Here is a 20,395-nt window from a genome sequence, read left to right on the forward strand (position 1 = left end):
TGACAGTCGTGACCTGACGGTCGGACAAGCGTTGCATTGGTCCGGCGCGTGGGGGATGCTGTCCTGCGTTCTGTCGAATTGTCAGACAACACTTCGCCGGAACCTCGGGGCTGCCTCCCCGTCCCCAAAGCGGAGAACAACAAGAATGCGCGCCAACGATTTGAGCCGCCACGCACGCCAGGTCATGACCGTGGCCGAGGGCAAGGCCCGCGCCGGAGCCCCCGGTGCTGACCCATCGATCGCCCGCTCCTGGATGCGCTGCCTGGAGCAGTACCACCTCGACCCGGCGCAGCCCATGGCGCCGGCCGTGCTGGAGCACGCGCGCATGCTCGAAGTCCGCGAGCGCCACCGCCAGGTGCTGGAAATCGCCAGCGGCGAGATGAACAGCCTGCACCAGCAGCTCTCTGGCGCCGGCCACGCGGTGCTGCTCACCGATTCCCGCGGGGTCATCCTCAACTGCGTGAGCGAAGCCGCCGAGCGCCGTACCTTCGAGCAGGCCGGCCTGTGGCTTGGCGCCGACTGGAGCGAGGCGCGCGAAGGCACTAACGGCATCGGTACCTGCCTGGTGGAACGCCAGGCGCTGACCATCCACCAGGACGAACATTTCCGCAGCCGCCACACCGGCCTGACCTGCTCGGCCAGCCCGGTGTTCGACCCGCAGGGCGAACTGCTGGCGGTGCTCGACGTTTCCTCCGCGCGCCGCGACGTGTCGCGGCAGAGCCAGTTCCACACCATGGCGCTGGTCAACCTGTCGGCCAAGGCCATCGAGAGCTGCTACTTCCTGCGGCATTTCGAGGATCTGTGGCTGCTGCGCTTCCACCTGCAGCCGGACGGCCTCGGGCTGTTCAGCGAGGGCATGATGGCGTTCGGCAGTGACGGGCGCATCCGTGCAGCCAACCAGAGCGCCATCAACCTGCTCGGCAGTCGCCGCGAGAGCCTGATCGGTCGTTCCCTGGACCAGTTCTTCGATTGCCGTCTGGATGACCTGTTCAGCCGCGCCGACCCGCAGCCCAATGCCAGCTGGCCGCTGCGTACCCACGCCGGGCGCACCCTGTATGCACTGCTGCGCGGCAAGCGTCCCATCGCCGCCGCGCCGGTGCTGCCGCGTGCGCCGCTGGCAAAGGGGCTATGCATCGACGACCCGCAACTGGTCCATGATTTCCGCCGGGCGCTGAAGGTCTACGCCCACGATGTGCCGCTGCTGTTGCAGGGTGAAACCGGCACCGGCAAGGAGGCGTTCGCCCGTGCCGTGCACCTGGGGGGCGAGCGTGCCGGCAAGGCCTTCGTCGCGCTGAACTGCGCGGCGATCCCCGAGACCCTGATCGAGAGCGAGCTGTTCGGCTATCGCGGCGGCAGCTTCACCGGCGCCCGCAAGGAAGGCATGCGCGGCAAGTTGCAGCAGGCCGATGGTGGCACGCTGTTCCTCGACGAGATCGGCGACATGCCGCTGGCGTTGCAGACACGCCTGCTGCGCGTGCTGGAAGAGCGCCAGGTGGTGCCCATCGGCGGCGAGCCGCAGGATGTGGATATCCGCCTGATCAGCGCCAGTCACCGTGACCTGGAGGCGCTGGTCGCCGCCGGGCAGTTCCGTGAAGACCTCTATTACCGCCTTAACGGTCTGGTCGTCGCCCTGCCGCCGCTGCGCGAGCGAGAGGATCGTGGCGCGCTGCTCGACCATCTGCTCGCCGAGGAGAGCAAGGGTCGCAGCGTGCGCCTGGACGACGACGTGCGCCGGCACCTGCTGGACTTCCCCTGGCCGGGCAACGTGCGCCAGCTGCGCAACGTGCTGCGCACGCTCTGCGCGCTGTGCGAGGGCGGGCGCATCCAGATGACCGACCTGCCGCCGGACCTGCGCCGTGCGCCGGCTCCCGCTGTTACTCCGGTCGTCGTGAGCGAGCAGGGCGGCGACACTCTTGGTGCCGCCGAGCGCGACGCACTGCTGGCGGTGCTGGAAGCGCAGCGCTGGCACGTCAGCCGCGCCGCGCAGCAGCTGGGCATCAGCCGCAACACGCTGTACCGCAAGCTTAATCGTCATGGCCTGAGCCGCAGGAGCCCCTCACCCTAGCCCTCTCCCCGAGGGAGAGGGGACCGTTCGGTGCAGGATGAAACCGCAGCGTTAGCCGGCGCGGCCAGCTCCCTCTCCCTGAGGGAGAGGGCTGGGGTGAGGGGGAAGCATAGGCACGGCTACCCCGGGAAATGACTGCTGCTTTTCCTCATCCTTTGATCTGCGCCACTCGATATCGGAAAGTGACTCGCTTCACCACCCACCGGGAACCGCCTCCCCACCTCGTCGTCTGATGCCCCGGCGGCGGGCCGCGCGGGGGCGCCCTGTGCTACTCTGCCGCCCATTCGAAGCGCCTGGAAAGGCTTGATTGCAGGAGTCTGCATGCATATCCACATCCTCGGCATCTGCGGCACCTTCATGGGGTCGCTGGCCGTCCTGGCGAAGGAACTGGGCCACCGCGTGACCGGCTCCGACGCCAACGTCTACCCGCCCATGAGCACCCAGCTCGAAACCCTCGGCATCGAGCTGATGCAGGGTTACGATCCCGCGCACCTGGAGCCGGCCCCGGATCTGGTAGTCGTCGGCAACGCCCTGTCGCGCGGCAACCCCGCCGTGGAATACGTCCTCAACAAGGGCCTACCCTACGTCTCCGGCCCGCAGTGGCTGGCTGACCACGTGCTGCAGGGCCGCTGGGTCCTGGCGGCGGCCGGTACCCACGGCAAGACCACCACCAGCAGCATGCTGGCCTGGGTGCTGGAACATGCCGGCATGAGCCCGGGCTTCCTGATCGGCGGTGTGCCGCAGAACTTCGGCGTCTCCGCGCGCCTGGGCGGCACGCCGTTCTTCGTGGTCGAGGCCGACGAGTACGACAGCGCCTTCTTCGACAAGCGTTCCAAGTTCGTCCACTACCACCCGCGCACGGCGATCCTCAACAACCTGGAGTTCGACCACGCGGATATCTTCCCCGACCTCGCCGCCATCGAGCGGCAGTTCCACCACCTGGTGCGGACCATTCCCGGTGAAGGCCTGGTCATCCATCCCACCTCCGAAACCGCTCTCAAGCGCGTGATCGACATGGGCTGCTGGACCCCGGTGCAGACCACCGGCGAGGGTGGCCAGTGGCAGGCGCGTCTGCTCAGCGAAGACGGCTCGCACTTCGAGGTGCTGTTCGACGGTAAACCCCAGGGCACCGTGGACTGGGAGCTGACCGGTCAGCACAACGTCGCCAACGCCCTGGCCTGCCTTGCGGCGGCCCGCCATGTCGGCGTGGTGCCGGAGCTGGGCTGCGCCGCGCTGTCGGCCTTCAAGAGCGTCAAGCGGCGCATGGAGAAGGTCGCTGAAGTCAATGGCGTAACCATCTTCGACGACTTCGCACACCACCCGACCGCCATCGCCACCACCCTCGACGGCCTGCGCAAGCGCGTCGGTGATGCGCCGGTGATCGCCGTGGTCGAACCGCGCTCCAACTCCATGAAGCTCGGCGCCCACCGCGACGGTCTGCCGGAGTCCGTGGTGCAGGCCGACAACGTGTTCTGGTACGCCCCGCCGAACCTCGGTTGGGACCTGGCCGCCACCGTCGCAAGCTCCACCGTACCGACCCAGGTGTGCGACTCGCTGGAAGCCATCATCGACGGCGTGAAAGCCATCGCCACGCCAGGCACCCAGGTGGTGATCATGAGCAACGGCGGTTTCGGCGGCCTGCACGGCAAGCTGGCCAAGGCCCTGGAGGACTGACGCGATGCCCGGAGCCGAACGCGTCACCCTCGCCATGACCGGCGCCTCCGGCGCCCAGTACGGCCTGCGCCTGCTCGACTGCCTGGTGCAGGAAGACCGCGAGGTGCACTTCCTGATCTCCAAGGCCGCGCAACTGGTCGTTGCCACCGAGACCGACGTGACCCTGCCGAGCAAGCCGCAGGCGATGCAGGCCTTCCTCAGTGAATACACCGGCGCAGCCCCCGGGCAGATCCGCGTCTACGGCAAGGAAGACTGGATGGCTCCGGTGGCCTCCGGGTCCGGCGCGCCCAGCGCGATGGTGGTGGTGCCCTGCTCGACGGGGACTCTGTCGGCCATCGCCACCGGCGCCTGCAACAACCTGATCGAACGTGCCGCCGATGTGGCGCTGAAGGAGCGCCGCCAGTTGATCCTGGTGCCGCGCGAGGCACCGTTCTCCAGCATCCACCTGGAGAACATGCTCAAGCTGTCCAATATGGGCGCGGTGATCCTGCCCGCCGCTCCGGGCTTCTATCACCAGCCGCAGACGGTGGACGACCTGATCGACTTCGTCGTTGCGCGCATCCTCAATCAACTGGGCATTCCCCAGGACATGCTGCCGCGCTGGGGCGAACACCATCTTGTCAGTGACGAATAAGCTCTTCGCCGCCCTGTTGCTGCTGCAATTGGGCGGCTGTGCCACCGTGAAAACCCTCAACGACAGCCGCCCCGGCGATCCACTGATCTATGCCGGCACCCGGTTGGACTGGTATTCGCTCAATGGCGGCTGTTGCCCGAAGGATCATTTCGGCACGGACGCGCCGGCTTACCCTGGCCTGGACCTGCCCGGCAGTGCGCTGCTGGATACGTTGCTGCTGCCGCTTTCGATCGCCGCGGAACTGGGGGTTGGCCTGCAGGTGTGGGGCGGGAACTGAGCCAGTTCCCGTAATCGGTCTGCTCACCACCGATCCATGGCGCGATGGCTTGCCCTCACCCTAGCCCTGGCTACGCGCCCCGCTCCTGAGGGAGAGAGGACTGGTCAGCGTGCTCGGAAAGCATATTGCTCCCTGACATTTCCGGGGAACAGCCACCGTTACTTTTCGCAGAGGACTGCTCCCTCTCCCATCGGGAGAGGGCTGGGGTGAGGGGAGCGCACAGGCACGGACTTGCAGGGAGAAGACAGTTGTTCCCTCAAGCGCCATGGGTGGCGCTACTTGCCCAGTTTGCGCAGCTCGTCCGATTCGACAATGCGGGTGCCCTTGCCGGTTTCCAGCGCCAGGCGCCAGAGGGCTCGGGCCAAGGCGATGGCCTCGATGCCGTGTAGCTTGCCGGGGAGCATGCGTGAGAAGGGCGCGGCAAGCAGTTCGGCGAGGCGGATTTCCTCGCGCTGACCCAGCAGCAGGGAAGGGCGGGCGATGGTCAGTTGCGGCCAGCCTTGCTGGCGAAGGGCATCTTCCAACTCGCCTTTCACCCGGCTGTAGAAGATCGACGACTTGCTGTCTGCGCCCAGCGCGCTGACCACGATGTAGTGCCGCGCACCCAGCTCCAGGCCGCGCGCGCCCAGCGCCAGCGGCAGGTCGAAATCGACGCTGCGGAAGGCTTCTTCCGAACCCGCTTCCTTGAGCGTGGTGCCCAGGCAGCAGAACACGGTATCCACTGACCCTGTCAGTTGCGGAATGAGTTCGGCCAGCGGGCCGACAGGGTTCTGCAGGCGCGGATGTTCCGCCAGCGGCCGCCGGGCGGGGGCGACGACGCGTTTGACCGTGGGTTCGTTGAGCATCCGGTCGAGCAGATGCTCGCCGGTCAGGCCGGTGGCTCCGGCAAGCAGAATGTTCGTCGGTTTCAAGACCATAGGTGTTTCTCCCCTGACACACTGTCCAGCTTAGTTGCCGCCCTATTGTTTTGCCTGCGCGGCGGCATTCTTCGTGTCGAAGGCCGCCTGCGACTGCTGCGCGCGCAAGGCCCGCCAGCGGCTGATGACCGCGTCCGGCGCCCAGAGTTGCGGCTCCGACGGCTCGAACTTTTCCTCCTTCTCGCGCTTGGCCACGGTGTCGCTGGCCAGCGCGAAAGCCTGCTTCAGATCGTCTGTCTGCTGGAAGGCCTTGGCGAACAGCGCATCGCCGAAGTAGGTGAAGTCGGCCTCCTCGGAGCAGCCGAAGGACACCCGGTCGCTGCGGGCGGCGGTCATGATCAGGGTCTTGTCGTCCTTGAGCGCGGGGATGAAGCCGCCGCTGTAGCAGGCGGAGATCACCAGCACTTTGTAGCGGTCCTTGAGCGGGGCGAGCAGGCTGGCCAGTTCGCTGGCCGGCAGGTTGTTCAGTTTCAGGCCGGGCATGTCCAGCACCAGTTGGTGGTCGTGGGAGCCGTGGCTGGTCAGGTAGATGAACACCAGGTCTTCCGGGCCGCTGCGTTCGGCGATCGTGCGCAAGGTGCGGGCGAGGGTTTCGCGGGTGGCCATGGGGCGGTCGGCGAGATGATCGCGGTGGTTCACCAGGCGCACCACGCCGCGGGCGCCGAAGCGTTCGCCGAGCAGGTTGGCGACGTAGTCCGCCTCGCGCAGGAACACGCTCTGCTTGCCGTCGCCGCCGAGGCTGACGCCGTAGAGTTCAATGGCGGGTGTGGATTGCGGAATGGCCGCCAGCGCCTTGTCCAGCATCGCGCCCTGTTCCAGCAGGCCGATTTCCAACGGATTGGGCAGCAGCATGCCGGCGGCGTCCTGGCGCAACTGGCCGGCGCTCCAGATGCCCTTTTGCGCGCTGCCGTCGGGGCGGGTAAGTGTACCTTCGCCCGAGTACTCGCCTCGGGCGAAGCCGCCTGTATAGGTCTGGCCGTCGGAACGAGTCAGCGTGCCCTTGCCGTCGAAACGCCAGGCGCGGAACTCGCCCTTGTAGCGGCTGCCATCGACGCCGATGAATTCGCCCGGTCCGCTCAGTGCGCCAGCCTTGAAGCGACCGAGCCAGACATCGCCGTTGGCGTTCTGGAAGCGCCCGGAGCCGTCGAACTGGTCGTTGCGGAATTCGCCGCTGTAGTGATCGCCGGCGTCGTCGCGGAAGGTGCCCTTGCCCTCGAGCACGCCGTTCTTGAACTGACCGCTGTACTGGTTGCCGAGGCTGTCCTGGCGGGCACCTTCGCCGTTGGCCACACCCTTGGCGAAGAAGCCCTGGTGGCGGGTTCCGTCGGCCTGTTCGAGGCTGCCCAGGCCCTCATAGAGGCCCTTGCGGAAGCCACCGCTGTAGTTTGTTTCGCCCTGGACCAGGCGGCCTTCGCCGTCCGATTCGCCGCGCTTGAACTGGCCCTCGTAGACACTGCCGTCGGAGTATTGCAAGCGGCCGCGACCCTCGAACGTGCCGTCACGGAATTCGCCCTCATAGACCGTGCCGGTGCCGTCGACCCACTTGCCCTGGCCGCTCTGCAGACCCTTGTCGAAGCCGCCCTCGTACCAGGCGCCATTGCTGTAATCCAGCCGGCCCTTGCCCTGCAACTGGCCGTTCACCAGTTCGCCGCGGTAGCGCGCGCCATCGGGCAGGCGGGCATCGGGCGGGGTCAGCGGTTCACCTTCCCCGCAGGCGGCGAGGGTCAGGGCGAGGCTCAAGGGCAGGAGGAAACGTGACATGGGAATCTCGAATCGACGGTAGGGCGCAGGGGCAGTGTGACGCAAAAAAGCCCGCGGTCGCGGGCTTTTTTTCAGCGTTGTGCAGCAGCCGTCAGACGAAGCACAGGCTCAGGGATTCGGCGATGTAGGCCGGCTTGGGCAGGCCTTCGATCTCCAGGGTGCAGCGTGCCTTGATCAGCCACTGGCCGGGGTTCTTCTCGGTGATGTCGGTGATGGTCACCTGCAGGCGCACGCGCGAGTCCACCGGTACTGGCTGGATGAAACGCACGCTGTCCAGGCCGTAGTTGACCACCATCTTGGGGTTCTCCGGCAGGACCAGCAGGCCCTCGCAGAGCTTGGGGATCAGCGACAGCGACAGGAAGCCGTGGGCGATGGTGCCGCCGAAGGGCGTCTTCTTCGCCTTCTCCGGGTCGACGTGTATGAACTGGTGGTCCTCGGTGCACTCGGCGAACTGGTTGATGCGCTGTTGATCGATGGTGATCCACTGCGAATGGCCCAGGTCCTTGCCGATGTAGTCCTTCAGTGCGTTTACAGGTACGAATGCCATGTTTCCTCCGGGGAATACGTTGTTCTTCTTAGTACGGCCTACGTGAGAGTCCGCCAGTAGATCAGCATGGCGCCCAGGCGGGGTCAAGCATTCATGCTTTGGGCGAATGCCGCGCCATAGCGGGCGCCGGGCGGGCATAATGTCCGCTCATTGCGCTGGAGATGTTCCTGATGTTGTTACGCGGCCTGACCTGGCTGGTGCTGTTCCAACTGCTCGGCACGGGCCTGAATGCTCTCATCCTGCACATGATTCCCGGCCCGATCATTGGGCTGGTGCTGCTGTTCGCCTTCCTGGTGTGGAACGGCGAGGTGAGCAAGCCGGTCAATGAGGCCGCGGCCTCGCTGCTGCGCTACCTGCCGCTGCTGCTGGTGCCGGCGGCGGTGGGCGTGATGGCCTACGCGAAGCAGATCGCCGCGGATTTCTGGGCGATCGCCGGCGCCCTGGCGCTGTCGCTGCTGGTGTCCTTCGTGTTCGCCGGCTGGCTGATGCAGAAGCTCATCGACCGCCAGCGCAAGCAGAAGGAGAACGCCTGATGTTCGACTGGCAAGGCGCGGTGAACTCCGTCATCCACCATCCGCTGTTCTGCGTCGGCGTCACCCTCGGCGGCTACCAGCTGGCGCTGGCCGCCTACGAGCGCACGCGCTGGGTGTTCCTGCAGCCGGTGCTCGTCTCCATGCTCATCGTCATCGCAGTGCTGCTGGCCTGCGGCATCGACTACAGCGAGTACAGCAACAGCGCCAAGGTGCTGACCATCCTCCTCGGGCCCGCCACTGTCGCGCTGGCGGTGCCGCTATTCCTCAACCTCAAGCGCATCCGCCAGCTGTTCTGGCCGACGTTGATCACCCTGCTGGTGGGCGGTCTGTTCGCCACCGCGCTGGGCATCGGCCTGGGCTGGCTGTTCGGCGTCGATCACGAGTTGCTGATGAGCCTGGCGCCCAAGTCGGTGACCTCGCCCATCGCCATGCTGGTGGCCAGCCAGATCGGTGGCGTGGCTGCGCTGGCGGCAGTGTTCGTGCTGATCACCGGCGTGCTCGGCGCCATTCTCGGCCCGGAGCTGCTGCGTCGCGTCGGCGTTCATCACCCGGCCGCGCAGGGTATGGCGCTGGGCATGACCGCTCACGCCGTGGGCACCTCCCGCGCCCTGCAGGAGGGCGAGGAGTGTGGCGCCTTCGCCGCCCTGGCGATGAGCCTGATGGGCGTGGCCACCGCTGTGCTGCTACCGTTGGCGGTAGCGCTGATCGCCTGAATTGCCCAATGGAGTACCCATGAGTTTTCCGCTCTTCCCCCTCAATACCGTGCTGTTCCCCGGCTGCCGCCTCGACCTGCAGATATTCGAAGCGCGCTACCTGGACATGATCGGCCGCTGCATGAAGCAGAACGGCGGGTTCGGCGTGGTGGCCATCGTCGAGGGCGAGGAAGTCGGCGATGCGCCGGAGCGCTACAGCCTGGTTGGCTGCGAGGCGCACATCAAGGACTGGAAGCAGCAGTCCAACGGCCTGCTGGGCATTCGTGTCGAGGGCGGCCGGCGCTTCCGCGTGCTCTCCGCCAACGTGCAGACGGACCAGCTGACGGTGGCTGAAGTGGAGTGGCTGGACGAGCAGCCGAACCAGCCGCTGACGAAGGAACACGACGACCTCGCTGCGCTGCTCGAGGCGCTGTCCATGCACCCCATGGTTTCGGCGCTGGAGATGGGTGGCGAGGTCAACGGGCAGCAGGAACTGGCCTGCCAGCTCGCCTACCTGCTGCCCTTCGAGCGCGACCAGAAGCAGGTGCTGCTGGAGATGGACGACCCGACCGTGCGCCTGGCGCGCATCCAGGTTCTGCTGGAGCAGTTGCAGGGTGATTTCGTCGCCTGACGCCAGATCTGCATCGGGCGCATTCGTAGGAGCGGACCTTGTCCGCGAAGCGTTCAGCTCGCGCCGGTGTTCGCGGAGAAGCTCCGCTCCTACGAGATCAAAAGTGTGTCGCTCGTGCCTACTGGGATGCATCGGCGCGTTGATCAGCCCTCACCCCGGCCCTCTCCCAAGGGGAGAGGGAGTCCGCGCCTGATAGACCGAGTCTCCAGGGAACGACGTATTTATTGCCTGCTCCGAACGGCCCCCTCTCCCTCTGGGAGAGGGTTGGGGTGAGGGCAAGCCCAGGCACGATCTCTCCCTGAAACGACAAGGCCCGCATATGCGGGCCTTGTTGTTGACGGAGCAGGGCGGCAATCAGAACGAATCGCCCGGCACCCGTACCCAGCCTTCCATGAGGATGCGCGAGCTGCGGCTCATGATGGCCTTGGTCACGGTCCACTCGCCGTTCACCTGCTTCGCCTCGGCGCCCACACGCAGGGTGCCGGAGGGGTGGCCGAAGCGCACGGCACTGCGTTCGCCACCGCCGGCAGCGAGGTTCACCAGGGTGCCGGGGATAGCGGCGGCGGTGCCGATGGCCACGGCGGCGGTGCCCATCATGGCGTGGTGCAGCTTGCCCATGGACAACGCACGCACCAGCAGGTCGATGTCGCCGGCCTGGACTTCCTTGCCGCTGGAGGTGACGTAGTTCTTCGCCGGCGCGACGAAGGCAATCTTCGGCGTGTGCTGGCGGGTCGCGGCTTCTTCGGGAGTCTTGATCAGGCCCATGCGCAGGGCGCCGGCGATGCGGAATTTCTCGAAGCGCGCCAGTTGCTCGGGGTCGCCATTGATCGCTTCGCGCAGCTCGGCGCCGGTGTAGCCGATGTCCTGGGCGTTGACGAAGATGGTCGGGATGCCGGCGGTGATCATGGTCGCCTTGAAGGTGCCGATGCCGGGCACTTCCAGGTCGTCCACCAGGTTGCCGGTGGGGAACATCGAGCCGCCGTCTTCGCCATCGTCGGACGGATCGAGGAACTCCAGCACGATCTCGGCGGCGGGGAAGGTCACGCCGTCCAGCTCGAAGTCACCGGTTTCCTGGACCTGGCCGTTGGTGATCGGCACGTGGGCGATGATGGTCTTCTGGATATTCGCCTGCCAGATGCGCACCACACAGGTGCCGTTATCCGGAATGCGCGAGGGATCGACCAGGCCGGCGTGGATGGCGAAGGAGCCGGCGGCCGTGGAGAGGTTGCCGCAGTTGCCGCTCCAGTCGACGAAGGCCTTGTCGATGGAAATCTGCCCGTAGAGGTAGTCGACGTCGTGATCGGGCTGGGTGCTTTTCGACAGGATCACGCACTTGCTGGTGCTGGAGGTCGCGCCGCCCATGCCGTCGATGTGCGCGCTGTACGGATCGGGGCTGCCGATCACGCGCATGAACAGCTTGTCGCGGGCCTCACCGGGTACCTGGCAACGCTCGGGCAGGTCCTGCAGGCGGAAGAACACGCCCTTGCTGGTGCCGCCGCGGATGTAGGTGGCGGGGATCTTCACTTGGGGTACGTGGGGCATGGGGTCGATACCTGGTTGTTCGGTGTGGGGAACCCTCTCCCCCCGCCCTCTCCCTTCAGGGAGAGGGAACTGACCGTGCCGGCTGACGCAGTGGTTTTATCCTGCACCGAACGGTCCCCTCTCCCTTCAGGGAGAGGGTTAGGGAGAGGGTCTCTTGCTCCGGCCCACTGCAGATAGCAGGACGAAGCACTTACATCACGCTACCGCGCCTTCCAGGAAGTCCTTGGCAAAGCGCTGCAGCACGCCACCGGCGTTGTACACCTTCACTTCGGCGGCGGTGTCCAGGCGGCAGGTGACCGGGACTTCGACCACTTCACCATTGCGGCGATTGACCACCAGGGTCAGGTCGCAGCGCGGCGAGACGTCGCCCTTGATGTCGTAGGTCTCGGTGCCGTCCAGGCCCAGGGTCAGGCGCGTGGTGCCCGGCTTGAACTCCACCGGCAGCACGCCCATGCCCACGAGGTTGGTACGGTGGATGCGCTCGAAGCCTTCGGCGACGATCACTTCCACACCGGCCAGGCGCACGCCCTTGGCCGCCCAGTCGCGGGACGAGCCCTGGCCGTAGTCGGCGCCGGCGACGATGATCAGGTTCTGCTTGCGGTTCATGTAGGTTTCGATGGCTTCCCACATGCGCATCACCTTGCCTTCTGGCTCCACGCGGGCCAGCGAACCCTTCTTCACTTCACCGTTCACCACGGCCATTTCGTTGACCAGTTGCGGGTTGGCGAAGGTGGCGCGCTGGGCGGTCAGGTGGTCGCCGCGGTGGGTGGCGTAGGAGTTGAAGTCCTCCTCCGGCAGGCCCATTTTCGCCAGGTATTCACCGGCGGCCGAGTCCGCCAGGATGGCGTTGGACGGCGACAGGTGATCGGTGGTGATGTTGTCCGGCAGGATCGCCAGCGGGAGCATGCCCTTGAGCGTGCGCTCGCCGGCCAGCGCGCCTTCCCAGTACGGCGGGCGGCGGATGTAGGTGGACATCGGGCGCCAGTCGTACAGCGGGCTTTCGGCTTCCTGCACGGTGCCCAGGTCGAACATCGGGATGTAGACCTGCTTGAACTGCTCGGGCTTGACGCTGGAGGCGACGATGGCGTCGATCTCTTCGTCCGACGGCCAGAGGTCCTTCAGGGTGACGGGGTTGCCTTGACTGTCGGTGCCCAGCGGGTCCTGCTCGATGTCGAAACGCACGGTACCGGCGATGGCGTAGGCGACCACCAGCGGCGGCGAGGCGAGGAAGGCCTGCTTGGCGTAGGGGTGAATACGGCCGTCGAAGTTGCGGTTGCCCGAGAGCACGGCGGTGGCGTACAGGTCGCGGTCGATGATCTCTTTCTGAATCACCGGGTCCAGTGCGCCGGACATGCCGTTACAGGTGGTGCAGGCGTAGGCGACGATGCCGAAGCCGAGCTTTTCCAGTTCGGTCAGCAGGCCGGCTTCTTCCAGGTACAGCTTGGCGACCTTCGAGCCGGGCGCGAAGGAGGTCTTCACCCACGGCTTGCGGATCATGCCCAGCGCGTTGGCCTTCTTCGCCACCAGGCCGGCGGCGATGACGTTGCGCGGGTTGGAGGTGTTGGTGCAGCTGGTGATGGCGGCGATGATCACCGCGCCATCGGGCATCAGGCCTTCGGCTTCCTCGACCCGGCCGGATTCCAGCTTGGCTTCGTCGGCGATGCCGCGCTCGGCCAATGCCGAGGTCGGCAGGCGGCGGTGCGGGTTGGACGGGCCGGCCATGTTGCGCACCACGCTGCCCAGGTCGAAGCTCAGCACGCGCTCGTACTCGGCGGTCTTGAGTGCATCGCTCCACAGGCCGAGGGTCTTCGCGTAGTTCTCCACCAGCTCGACCTGCTCGGGCTCGCGGCCGGTGAGCTTGAGGTAGTCGATGGTCTGGCCGTCGATGTAGAACATCGAGGCGGTGGCGCCATATTCCGGGCACATGTTGGAGATGGTCGCGCGGTCGCCGATGGACAGGCTGTCCGCACCCTCGCCGAAGAACTCGACGTAGGCGCCGACCACGCGTTCCTTGCGCAGGAACTCGGTGATCGCCAGCACGATGTCGGTGGCGGTGATGCCGGGCTGGCGCTTGCCGGTCAGCTCGACGCCGACGATGTCGGGCAGGCGCATCATCGATGGGTGACCGAGCATCACGGTCTCGGCTTCGAGGCCGCCGACACCGATCGCGATCACGCCCAGGGCATCCACGTGCGGGGTGTGCGAGTCGGTGCCGACGCAGGTGTCGGGGAACGCGACGCCGCCACGCGCCTGGATCACCGGGCTCATTTTCTCCAGGTTGATCTGGTGCATGATGCCGTTGCCGGCGGGGATCACATCGACGTTCTTGAACGCTGTCTTGGTCCAGTCGATGAAGTGGAAGCGATCCTCGTTGCGACGGTCCTCGATGGCGCGGTTCTTCTCGAACGCGTCCGGGTCGAAGCCGGCGGCTTCCACGGCCAGCGAGTGGTCGACGATCAGCTGGGTCGGCACCACCGGGTTGACCTTGGACGGGTCGCCACCTTTTTCGGCGATGGCGTCGCGCAGGCCGGCGAGGTCGACCAGCGCGGTCTGGCCGAGGATGTCGTGGCAGACCACGCGCGCCGGGTACCAGGGGAAGTCGAGGTCGCGCTTGCGGTAGACCAGTTGCGCAAGCGAATCGGTCAGGTCTTCCGGCTCGCAGCGGCGCACCAGCTGTTCGGCCAGCACGCGGGAGGTGTAGGGGAGTTTGTCCCAGGCTCCGGCCTGGATCGCCTCGACTGCCTCGCGGGCGTCGAAGTAATCCAGCGCGGTGCCGGGCAGGCGTTTACGGTATTGGCTGTTCATTTTTCCGTTCATGATTAGGGGCGATCCTTGAGCGGCACGAACTTCAGGTCTTCGGGACCGGTGTAGTTGGCGCTCGGGCGGATGATCTTGCCGTCGATGCGTTGCTCGATGACGTGGGCGGACCAGCCGGCGGTGCGGGCGATGACGAACAGCGGGGTGAACATCGCGGTGGGCACGCCCATCATGTGGTAGCTCACGGCGCTGAACCAATCGAGGTTGGGGAACATCTTCTTGATGTCCCACATGATGGTTTCCAGGCGCTCGGCGATGTCGTACATCTTGGTGTTCGACTGCTCGTTCGACAGCTGGTGGGCGACTTCCTTGATCACCTTGTTGCGCGGGTCGGACACGGTGTAGACCGGGTGGCCGAAGCCGATTACCACTTCCTTGCGCTCGACGCGGGCACGGATATCAGCCTCGGCTTCGTCCGGATTGTCGTAGCGCTTTTGGATCTCGAAGGCCACTTCGTTGGCGCCGCCGTGTTTCGGGCCGCGCAGCGCGCCGATGGCGCCGGCGACGCAGGAGTAGATGTCCGAGCCGGTGCCGGCGATCACCCGGGAGGTGAAGGTCGAGGCGTTGAATTCGTGTTCGGCGTACAGGTTCAGCGAGGTGTGCATGGCGCGCACCCAGGACTCGCGCGGCTTCTGACCGTGCAGCAGGTGCAGGAAGTGGCCGCCGATGGAGTCGTCGTCGGTCTCGACGTCGATGCGCTTGCCGTTGTGGCTGAAGTGGTACCAGTAGAGCAGCGCGGAACCGAGCGAAGCCATCAGCTTGTCGGCGATGTCACGGGCGCCCGGATGGTTGTGGTCGTCCTTCTCCGGCGACAGGCAACCGAGCACGGACACGGCGGTGCGCATCACGTCCATCGGGTGGGCCGACGGCGGCAGGGTTTCCAGGGCGGCCTTCACGCCGGCCGGCAGGCCGCGCAGGGCTTTCAGCTTGGCCTTGTAGCCAGCGAGCTCGGCGACGTTGGGCAGCTTGCCGTGAACCAGCAGGTGGGCGATTTCCTCGAAGTCGCAGCGGTTGGCGAAATCCAGGACGTCATAGCCACGGTAGTGCAGGTCGTTGCCGGTGCGGCCGACAGTGCACAGGGCGGTGTTGCCAGCGGCGGTGCCACTCAGGGCCACGGACTTCTTGGGTTTGAAGGCGGTGGTGGTTTCTGCGGTAGCGCTCATCGCGTGTCTCCTCATCAAATCCGGTTGCTTGTTCTTGTCCCCCGGCACGGGCCGGGATTTCGGTTCGAATCTGGTTGGCGGATAACGCCTGTGGCGTTATGCGCCCTACGGTTTTTCAGGTTTTGGCGTAGGGCGAATAACGCGCAGCGTTATCCGCCGTTGTCGCCTGAATTACTTCTTGCCGGCAGCGAACAGCGCGTCGAGCTTCTGCTCGAAGGCGTGGTAGCCGATGCGGTCGTACAGTTCCGCGCGGGTTTGCATCAGCTCGATCACGTTCTGCTGGTGGCCTTCCTCGCGGATCGCGGTGTACACGGCTTCGGCGGCCTTGTTGGCGGCGCGGAAGGCCGACAGCGGATACAGCTGAATGGCCACGCCGACCGAGGCCAGCTCGTCGCGGGTGAACAGCGGTGTGGCGCCGAACTCGGTGATGTTGGCCAGGATCGGTACGTTCAGCGCATCGACGAAGCGCTTGTAGGTCGGCAGGTCGTAGGCGGCTTCGGCGAAGATCGCATCGGCGCCGGCCTCGACGTAGCGCTGGCAGCGCTCGATGGCGGCGTCCACGCCTTCGGCCTGGATGGCGTCGGTGCGGGCGATCAGGAAGAAGTTCGGGTCGGTCTTGGCATCGGCGGCGGCTTTCACGCGGTCGGCCATTTCATCGACGGAGACGATTTCCTTGCCCGGACGGTGGCCGCAACGCTTGGCGCCAACCTGGTCCTCGATGTGCGCGGCGGCGGCACCAGCCTTGATCAGGCTCTTCACGGTGCGCTCGATGTTGAAGGCGCTGGGGCCGAAGCCGGTGTCGATGTCCACCAGCAGCGGCAGGTCGCAGACGTCGGTGATGCGCCGCACGTCGGTGAGCACGTCATCCAGGGTGTTGATGCCCAGGTCCGGCAGGCCGAGGGAACCCGCCGCCACGCCGCCACCGGAAAGATAGATGGCCTTGAAGCCGGCGCGCTTGGCCAGCAGCGCGTGGTTGGCGTTGATCGCGCCGATCACCTGCAGCGGCTTTTCTTCGGCAAGGGCTTCACGGAAGCGTTGGCCGGCGGTCTTGTAGCTCATTGTTCACCTCGTTCGTTGGCTGTCTTGGCGTGGGCGTCCAGGTAATGGCGCTCCATATTGCGTTTCGAGGCGCCGATGTGACGGCGCATCAGCAACTCGGCCAGTTCGCCGTCACGGTCGGCGATGGCATCGAGAATCCGGTGGTGTTCGGCGAAGGCCTGGCGCGGGCGGTTGGGCGTCGCCGAGAACTGCAGGCGGTACATGCGCACCAACTGGTACAGCTCGCCGCAGAGCATGCGGGTGAGGGTGCGGTTGCCGCTGCCCTGGATGATCCGGTAGTGGAAGTCGTAGTCGCCTTCCTGCTGGTAGTAGCCACGGCCGGCCTGGAAGGCTTCGTCGCGCTCGTGGGTGTCGAGTACCCGGCGCAGTTCGTCGATCTCGGCCTGGGTCATGCGCTCGGCGGCCAGGCGGCAGGCCATGCCTTCGAGGGATTCGCGGATTTCGTAGAGCTCCAGCAATTCCTCATGGCTGAGCGACACGACTCGCGCGCCGACGTGCGGTACGCGCACCAGCAGCTTCTGGCCTTCCAGGCGGTGGATCGCCTCGCGCAGCGGACCGCGGCTGATGCCGTAGGTGCGCGCCAGTTCCGGCTCGGAAATCTTGCTGCCGGGGGCGATCTCGCCCTTGACGATGGCCGACTGGATCTTGCGGAACACGTGTTCCGACAGGGTCTCGCCGTCGTCGCTGGCGGGGATGGGCAGAATCAGGCTATCGCTCATGGTGTCGACAATCTTCTTGATGTGCGGCGAAAGCTACCCCTGGAAACCCTCTTGGTCAATCAGGATCTGATGAATTGTCGACAATCGTCTAATGTGGCCCGACACTTATGCCTTGCCTTTAAGGCCGAGGCGCGCCGCTGTGCGCGAGATTGGCGGATATCCCCTCGTCGGCTGCCGTGCCGGTGCCGCGCGAGCCGGCTAGGATCGGCGAAACGACGGAGATCGCCATGCAACTCTATGACCGCTACCTGCTGCCCCGACTGATCGATTTCGCCTGCGGCATGGGTGACGTGATGAAGCAGCGCTCGCTGCTGGTGCCCCGCGCTCACGGGCGGGTGCTGGAGATCGGCATGGGTACCGGGCTGAACCTGTCGTTCTACGATCCGGCGAAAGTGTCGACAATCGTCGGCGTCGACCCCGCGGCGCAGATGCAGAAGCTCGCCCGCGAGCGCGCGGCGCGGATCGGCATTCCGGTGGAGATGGTGGCACTGGAGCTGGGGCAGATCCGCGCCGAAGCCGGCAGCTTCGACAGCATCGTCTGCACCTTCACCCTGTGCAGCATCCCTGATGCGGTGGCGGCGTTGAAGGAGATGCGCCGGGTGCTCAAGCCCGGTGGCGAATTCCTCTTCTGCGAACATGGGCTGGCGCCGGACGCCAGCGTGCGTACTTGGCAGCACCGGCTGACGCCAGTGTGGAAGCCGCTGGCCGGCGGTTGCCACCTGGACCGCGACATGCCGGCGCTGATCGAGTCCGGCGGTTTCCAACTGCGCGAGCTGATCCAGGATTACCTGCCAGGTCCGCGGCCGATGACCTATGTCTATCGCGGCATGGCCGACTGAGCGCCGGGCGGACGCAGGTGTGAGCTTGCCTGCCGCTGCGGCTCAGCCCTGGCTGCGCTCGAGAGGATTGATGCTGAGGATATGCGCGCTGCTGAGGAACAGGTCCTGCACGGGCCCGCTCGGGGTGTGGCCGCTCTGGCAGTCGTCCAGGCGAACCATGCTGGGGGCGTAGCCACGGTGCAGGGCCAGGTAATCCTCGCGGCTGATGCGGCCGTGAAGGAGGCGTTGCGGCCGATACGGAGACCAGGTCTCCACTTCGACCCAGAGACTGTCGGGATCGTGTTGCATGGCAAGTGCTTCGCTGACAAGTGATGGGCGGCTAATCTAGACAGCGAGTAGCCGCCAAACTCATCAGGGATCTCTGAGCAATTTGTAGGAAATTATTTTGTTGCGCGGCGATGGCGCGTTTCAGCCCAGGGCTGCGTAGGACGCGGCCCAGGTCTGGGAAAACTCCTCCAGGGAGGTCGCCGTGGTGTTTCGCGCCGAGCGCTGCTCCTGCGCGCGGACGCGTCCACTGTTGATCGCCTCGGCCAGTTCCGCATAGCAGCCGGCGATGCTCGGCGTGTAACCGGCCTGCAGCAGCGCGCCCGTCAGTTCCTCGGCGGATACCTGGATGTATGGCAGGTCCGGCAGGCCAATGGCGGCGCCGAGCAGGCGGGTCGCCTCGGCGTAGCTGACGTCACGCTGGCCGAGCAACTCGCGCACCTGTACGCCACGCCAGTCGCGGTCGAGCAGGGCCCGGGCGGCCGCATCCGCCACGTCGGCACTGGCGACCATCGGGACGGGGACATCCGCCGCCACCGCGTCGCTGTAGCACCCGTATGCGCGGACGATCTCCAGCGCGCCATAGAGATTCTCGAACAGCGCGCCGGCGCGCAGCATCAGGATGTTCACGTCCGCTGGCACTGCCCGCAGCCGCTGCTCCTGGTCGTGCATGCTGATGATCGGGCCAGTGCCGGAGGACACCTCGGCGCCGACGCTGCTGAGGAACACCACATTGCGCACGCCGCTGTGGCCGATGGCCTGGGTGATCGCTTCGCCCTGGGCTGCTTGCTGGCGGCGGTAGTCCTCGGTGTCAGGCCCATAGGCGAGCAGCGTGTAGACCGCCTCGACGCCCCGGAATGCCTCGCTCAGAAAGGCGGCGTCATTCGGCTCGCCCACGGCGATCTGTGCGCCGGCGGCGGCCAGTGGCGCCAGGCGCTCTGCGCTGCGCCCGAGGGCGCGGACCGGCACGCCGGCCTCCAGCAGGGTATGGCAGATTCTCGAACCGGTGCGGCCGGTGGCTCCCATTACGGTGATCATGGCGGTGTCCTCGCTGCTGGCCGTCCCGCGGCGCCCGCCGTGGGTTCGTTGGCCTGGAGGGAAGTCTCTCGCGCAATGGCTGGACGGTTAATGCCTGTAAATCGCCATATCATGCTCATTCGTCCAGAGGCGCTGGACGCCGATCGTGCCGCACGCCACGCTCGAGTCCATGAGCCATTCCCCATCCGTCAGCGCCGATTCTCCCGATCCCTGGGCGGTCTCCACCGATCCATTGGGCGAGGCCCTGCATTTCCTGCGCATGAGCGGCACCTTCTACTGCCGTTCGGAGTTCACCGCGCCCTGGGGACTCGACCTGCCCGCCATGCCGCAGTGCCTGATGTTCCACGTGTTGACGCTCGGCGAATGCTGGCTGGAGGCACAGGGCGATGCACCGCGTCGGCTGGTGCCCGGCGACCTGGTGCTGGTACCCCATGGCGAAGGGCATCGGTTGGTCAGCGCACCGGGTGAAGCGGCGGCGGGGCTGTTCGATTTGCCACGCGCCTACGCCAGCGACCGCTACGAGGTGCTCCGCCAGGGTGGCGGTGGCGAGCCGGCGGCGATGATCTGCGGTGCGGTGCGCTTCGACCATCCCGCCGCCCAGCAACTGGTGCGCCTGCTGCCGCGGGTGCTGGAGGCGCAGGTGCGCGATCCGGGACAGCGCGACTGGCTGCTGAGCACGCTGCGGTTGATGGAGAGCGAGGCGCAGGCGATGCGGCCGGGCGGCGAGACCGTCATCACCCGGCTCGCTGACATCCTGGTGATCCAGGCCATCCGCGCCTGGATCGAACAGGACCCGGCGGCGCAGACCGGTTGGCTCGGCGCCCTGCAGGACCGCCAGCTGGGGCGCGCGCTGAGCCTGATCCACCGCGACCCGGCGCGCAGCTGGAGCCTGGCGAACCTGGCCGATATCGCCGCCATGTCGCGCTCCGCGTTCGCCGCCCATTTCGCCGAGAAGGTCGGCATGCCGGCGATGCAGTACGTCACCCGCTGGCGCATGCACGTGGCGTTGAGCTGGCTGCAAGAACGGGAGATCGCCGTGGCGGAGTTGGCCGAGCGCCTCGGCTACCAGTCCGAGGCGGCCTTCAGCCGGGCGTTCAAGCGGTGCATTGGCGTGTCGCCGGGAAGCGTGCGGCGCGCAACCTGAGCGGTTCCAGGGGCTGCGTCGTGGGGCTGAAGAAGCGCTGGGCAACGTGCGATTCGTCGTACGCATGCTTGGCGATGAA

Annotated in this window: 19 protein-coding genes; 9 read left to right on the plus strand and 10 right to left on the minus strand. The window is 66.3% G+C overall.

The window, feature by feature from the left end:
• The first annotated feature begins 145 nt into the window (after window positions 1-145).
• From JVX91_RS09670 to JVX91_RS09685, 4 genes are all read left to right on the plus strand, one after another.
• A complete protein-coding gene (locus JVX91_RS09670; RefSeq protein WP_205339026.1) occupies window positions 146-2,065 on the plus strand; it encodes a sigma-54-dependent Fis family transcriptional regulator in 1,920 nt (639 codons plus the stop codon).
• A gap of 321 nt (window positions 2,066-2,386) precedes the next feature.
• Entirely contained in the window at window positions 2,387-3,739 is a 1,353-nt protein-coding gene (mpl, locus tag JVX91_RS09675; protein ID WP_205339027.1) for a UDP-N-acetylmuramate:L-alanyl-gamma-D-glutamyl-meso-diaminopimelate ligase, read from the plus strand.
• Between the two features lie 4 nt (window positions 3,740-3,743).
• Window positions 3,744-4,373: a flavin prenyltransferase UbiX gene (gene ubiX, locus JVX91_RS09680; protein ID WP_205339028.1), complete on the plus strand. Its 630-nt coding sequence runs from the start codon at window positions 3,744-3,746 to the stop codon at window positions 4,371-4,373.
• Window positions 4,363-4,650 (plus strand): YceK/YidQ family lipoprotein, encoded by a 288-nt coding sequence (locus JVX91_RS09685; protein ID WP_205339970.1) that lies wholly within the window; start codon window positions 4,363-4,365, stop codon window positions 4,648-4,650. The genes ubiX and JVX91_RS09685 overlap by 11 nt, the downstream gene beginning before the upstream one ends.
• 275 nt (window positions 4,651-4,925) lie before the next feature.
• Here JVX91_RS09685 and JVX91_RS09690 read toward each other — a convergent pair whose 3' ends face one another.
• The 3 genes from JVX91_RS09690 to JVX91_RS09700 all read right to left on the minus strand — a co-directional run bounded on the left by JVX91_RS09690 (window position 4,926) and on the right by JVX91_RS09700 (window position 7,875).
• Window positions 4,926-5,567, minus strand: coding sequence for an oxidoreductase (locus JVX91_RS09690; RefSeq protein ID WP_205339029.1), 642 nt, complete (start codon window positions 5,565-5,567; stop codon window positions 4,926-4,928).
• Window positions 5,568-5,609: 42 nt separating this feature from the next.
• Window positions 5,610-7,328 (minus strand): C13 family peptidase, encoded by a 1,719-nt coding sequence (locus tag JVX91_RS09695; protein ID WP_205339030.1) that lies wholly within the window; start codon window positions 7,326-7,328, stop codon window positions 5,610-5,612.
• Window positions 7,329-7,419: 91 nt separating this feature from the next.
• Window positions 7,420-7,875, minus strand: coding sequence for a MaoC family dehydratase (locus JVX91_RS09700; RefSeq protein ID WP_205339031.1), 456 nt, complete (start codon window positions 7,873-7,875; stop codon window positions 7,420-7,422).
• 170 nt (window positions 7,876-8,045) lie between these two features.
• Between JVX91_RS09700 and JVX91_RS09705 the strand changes: the two genes are divergently transcribed.
• The 3 genes from JVX91_RS09705 to JVX91_RS09715 are packed head-to-tail and all read left to right on the plus strand — an operon-like array spanning window position 8,046 to window position 9,731.
• Window positions 8,046-8,408 (plus strand): CidA/LrgA family protein, encoded by a 363-nt coding sequence (locus JVX91_RS09705; protein ID WP_024764691.1) that lies wholly within the window; start codon window positions 8,046-8,048, stop codon window positions 8,406-8,408.
• Entirely contained in the window at window positions 8,408-9,121 is a 714-nt protein-coding gene (locus tag JVX91_RS09710; RefSeq protein WP_205339032.1) for an LrgB family protein, read from the plus strand. The genes JVX91_RS09705 and JVX91_RS09710 overlap by 1 nt, the downstream gene beginning before the upstream one ends.
• Window positions 9,122-9,140: 19 nt before the next feature.
• Window positions 9,141-9,731 (plus strand): LON peptidase substrate-binding domain-containing protein, encoded by a 591-nt coding sequence (locus tag JVX91_RS09715; RefSeq protein WP_205339033.1) that lies wholly within the window; start codon window positions 9,141-9,143, stop codon window positions 9,729-9,731.
• A gap of 354 nt (window positions 9,732-10,085) precedes the next feature.
• Here JVX91_RS09715 and prpF read toward each other — a convergent pair whose 3' ends face one another.
• From prpF to JVX91_RS09740, 5 genes are all read right to left on the minus strand, one after another.
• Entirely contained in the window at window positions 10,086-11,273 is a 1,188-nt protein-coding gene (gene prpF / locus JVX91_RS09720; RefSeq protein WP_205339034.1) for a 2-methylaconitate cis-trans isomerase PrpF, read from the minus strand.
• Between the two features lie 195 nt (window positions 11,274-11,468).
• On the minus strand, window positions 11,469-14,078 hold the full coding sequence (gene acnD / locus JVX91_RS09725; protein ID WP_205339035.1) for a Fe/S-dependent 2-methylisocitrate dehydratase AcnD: 2,610 nt from the start codon (window positions 14,076-14,078) through the stop codon (window positions 11,469-11,471).
• Window positions 14,079-14,092: 14 nt separating this feature from the next.
• On the minus strand, window positions 14,093-15,253 hold the full coding sequence (gene prpC, locus JVX91_RS09730; RefSeq protein WP_205339036.1) for a 2-methylcitrate synthase: 1,161 nt from the start codon (window positions 15,251-15,253) through the stop codon (window positions 14,093-14,095).
• 171 nt (window positions 15,254-15,424) lie between these two features.
• Complete coding sequence (gene prpB, locus JVX91_RS09735) at window positions 15,425-16,312, minus strand: methylisocitrate lyase (protein WP_205339037.1); 888 nt, start codon at window positions 16,310-16,312, stop codon at window positions 15,425-15,427.
• Window positions 16,309-17,031 carry a GntR family transcriptional regulator gene (locus JVX91_RS09740; protein WP_205339038.1) on the minus strand — a complete coding sequence of 241 codons (723 nt, stop codon included), beginning with the start codon at window positions 17,029-17,031 and terminating at the stop codon, window positions 16,309-16,311. Before JVX91_RS09740 ends, prpB begins: the two co-directional genes overlap by 4 nt.
• A gap of 227 nt (window positions 17,032-17,258) precedes the next feature.
• Here JVX91_RS09740 and JVX91_RS09745 point away from each other — a divergent pair, with 227 nt between their 5' ends.
• Window positions 17,259-17,870, plus strand: a complete 612-nt coding sequence (locus JVX91_RS09745) for a class I SAM-dependent methyltransferase (protein WP_205339039.1) — start codon at window positions 17,259-17,261, stop codon at window positions 17,868-17,870.
• Between the two features lie 42 nt (window positions 17,871-17,912).
• Here JVX91_RS09745 and JVX91_RS09750 read toward each other — a convergent pair whose 3' ends face one another.
• Both JVX91_RS09750 and JVX91_RS09755 read right to left on the minus strand, forming a co-directional pair.
• Window positions 17,913-18,158, minus strand: a complete 246-nt coding sequence (locus JVX91_RS09750; RefSeq protein WP_205339040.1) for a hypothetical protein — start codon at window positions 18,156-18,158, stop codon at window positions 17,913-17,915.
• A 120-nt stretch (window positions 18,159-18,278) separates the two neighbouring features.
• Window positions 18,279-19,172, minus strand: a complete 894-nt coding sequence (locus JVX91_RS09755) for an NAD(P)H-binding protein (RefSeq protein WP_205339041.1) — start codon at window positions 19,170-19,172, stop codon at window positions 18,279-18,281.
• Window positions 19,173-19,341: 169 nt separating this feature from the next.
• On the opposite strand from JVX91_RS09755, the gene JVX91_RS09760 reads away from it, so the two are divergent.
• Complete coding sequence (locus tag JVX91_RS09760; RefSeq protein ID WP_205339042.1) at window positions 19,342-20,316, plus strand: AraC family transcriptional regulator; 975 nt, start codon at window positions 19,342-19,344, stop codon at window positions 20,314-20,316.
• Window positions 20,317-20,395: the final 79 nt, after the last annotated feature.

The sequence above is a fragment of the Pseudomonas sp. PDNC002 genome (genome assembly GCF_016919445.1).
Taxonomy (GTDB): domain Bacteria; phylum Pseudomonadota; class Gammaproteobacteria; order Pseudomonadales; family Pseudomonadaceae; genus Pseudomonas.

What these genes read in the sequence shown, in the direction of transcription:
- JVX91_RS09670 (WP_205339026.1), top strand. Translation starts at nt 146, where the DNA reads ATGCGCGCCAACGATTTGAGCCGCCACGCACGCCAGGTCATGACCGTG.
- mpl (WP_205339027.1), top strand. Translation starts at nt 2,387, where the DNA reads ATGCATATCCACATCCTCGGCATCTGCGGCACCTTCATGGGGTCGCTG.
- ubiX (WP_205339028.1), top strand. Translation starts at nt 3,744, where the DNA reads ATGCCCGGAGCCGAACGCGTCACCCTCGCCATGACCGGCGCCTCCGGC.
- JVX91_RS09690 (WP_205339029.1), bottom strand. Translation starts at nt 5,567, where the DNA reads ATGGTCTTGAAACCGACGAACATTCTGCTTGCCGGAGCCACCGGCCTG.
- JVX91_RS09695 (WP_205339030.1), bottom strand. Translation starts at nt 7,328, where the DNA reads ATGTCACGTTTCCTCCTGCCCTTGAGCCTCGCCCTGACCCTCGCCGCC.
- JVX91_RS09700 (WP_205339031.1), bottom strand. Translation starts at nt 7,875, where the DNA reads ATGGCATTCGTACCTGTAAACGCACTGAAGGACTACATCGGCAAGGAC.
- JVX91_RS09705 (WP_024764691.1), top strand. Translation starts at nt 8,046, where the DNA reads ATGTTGTTACGCGGCCTGACCTGGCTGGTGCTGTTCCAACTGCTCGGC.
- JVX91_RS09710 (WP_205339032.1), top strand. Translation starts at nt 8,408, where the DNA reads ATGTTCGACTGGCAAGGCGCGGTGAACTCCGTCATCCACCATCCGCTG.
- JVX91_RS09715 (WP_205339033.1), top strand. Translation starts at nt 9,141, where the DNA reads ATGAGTTTTCCGCTCTTCCCCCTCAATACCGTGCTGTTCCCCGGCTGC.
- prpF (WP_205339034.1), bottom strand. Translation starts at nt 11,273, where the DNA reads ATGCCCCACGTACCCCAAGTGAAGATCCCCGCCACCTACATCCGCGGC.
- acnD (WP_205339035.1), bottom strand. Translation starts at nt 14,078, where the DNA reads ATGAACAGCCAATACCGTAAACGCCTGCCCGGCACCGCGCTGGATTAC.
- prpC (WP_205339036.1), bottom strand. Translation starts at nt 15,253, where the DNA reads ATGAGCGCTACCGCAGAAACCACCACCGCCTTCAAACCCAAGAAGTCC.
- prpB (WP_205339037.1), bottom strand. Translation starts at nt 16,312, where the DNA reads ATGAGCTACAAGACCGCCGGCCAACGCTTCCGTGAAGCCCTTGCCGAA.
- JVX91_RS09740 (WP_205339038.1), bottom strand. Translation starts at nt 17,031, where the DNA reads ATGAGCGATAGCCTGATTCTGCCCATCCCCGCCAGCGACGACGGCGAG.
- JVX91_RS09745 (WP_205339039.1), top strand. Translation starts at nt 17,259, where the DNA reads ATGCAACTCTATGACCGCTACCTGCTGCCCCGACTGATCGATTTCGCC.
- JVX91_RS09750 (WP_205339040.1), bottom strand. Translation starts at nt 18,158, where the DNA reads ATGCAACACGATCCCGACAGTCTCTGGGTCGAAGTGGAGACCTGGTCT.
- JVX91_RS09755 (WP_205339041.1), bottom strand. Translation starts at nt 19,172, where the DNA reads ATGATCACCGTAATGGGAGCCACCGGCCGCACCGGTTCGAGAATCTGC.
- JVX91_RS09760 (WP_205339042.1), top strand. Translation starts at nt 19,342, where the DNA reads ATGAGCCATTCCCCATCCGTCAGCGCCGATTCTCCCGATCCCTGGGCG.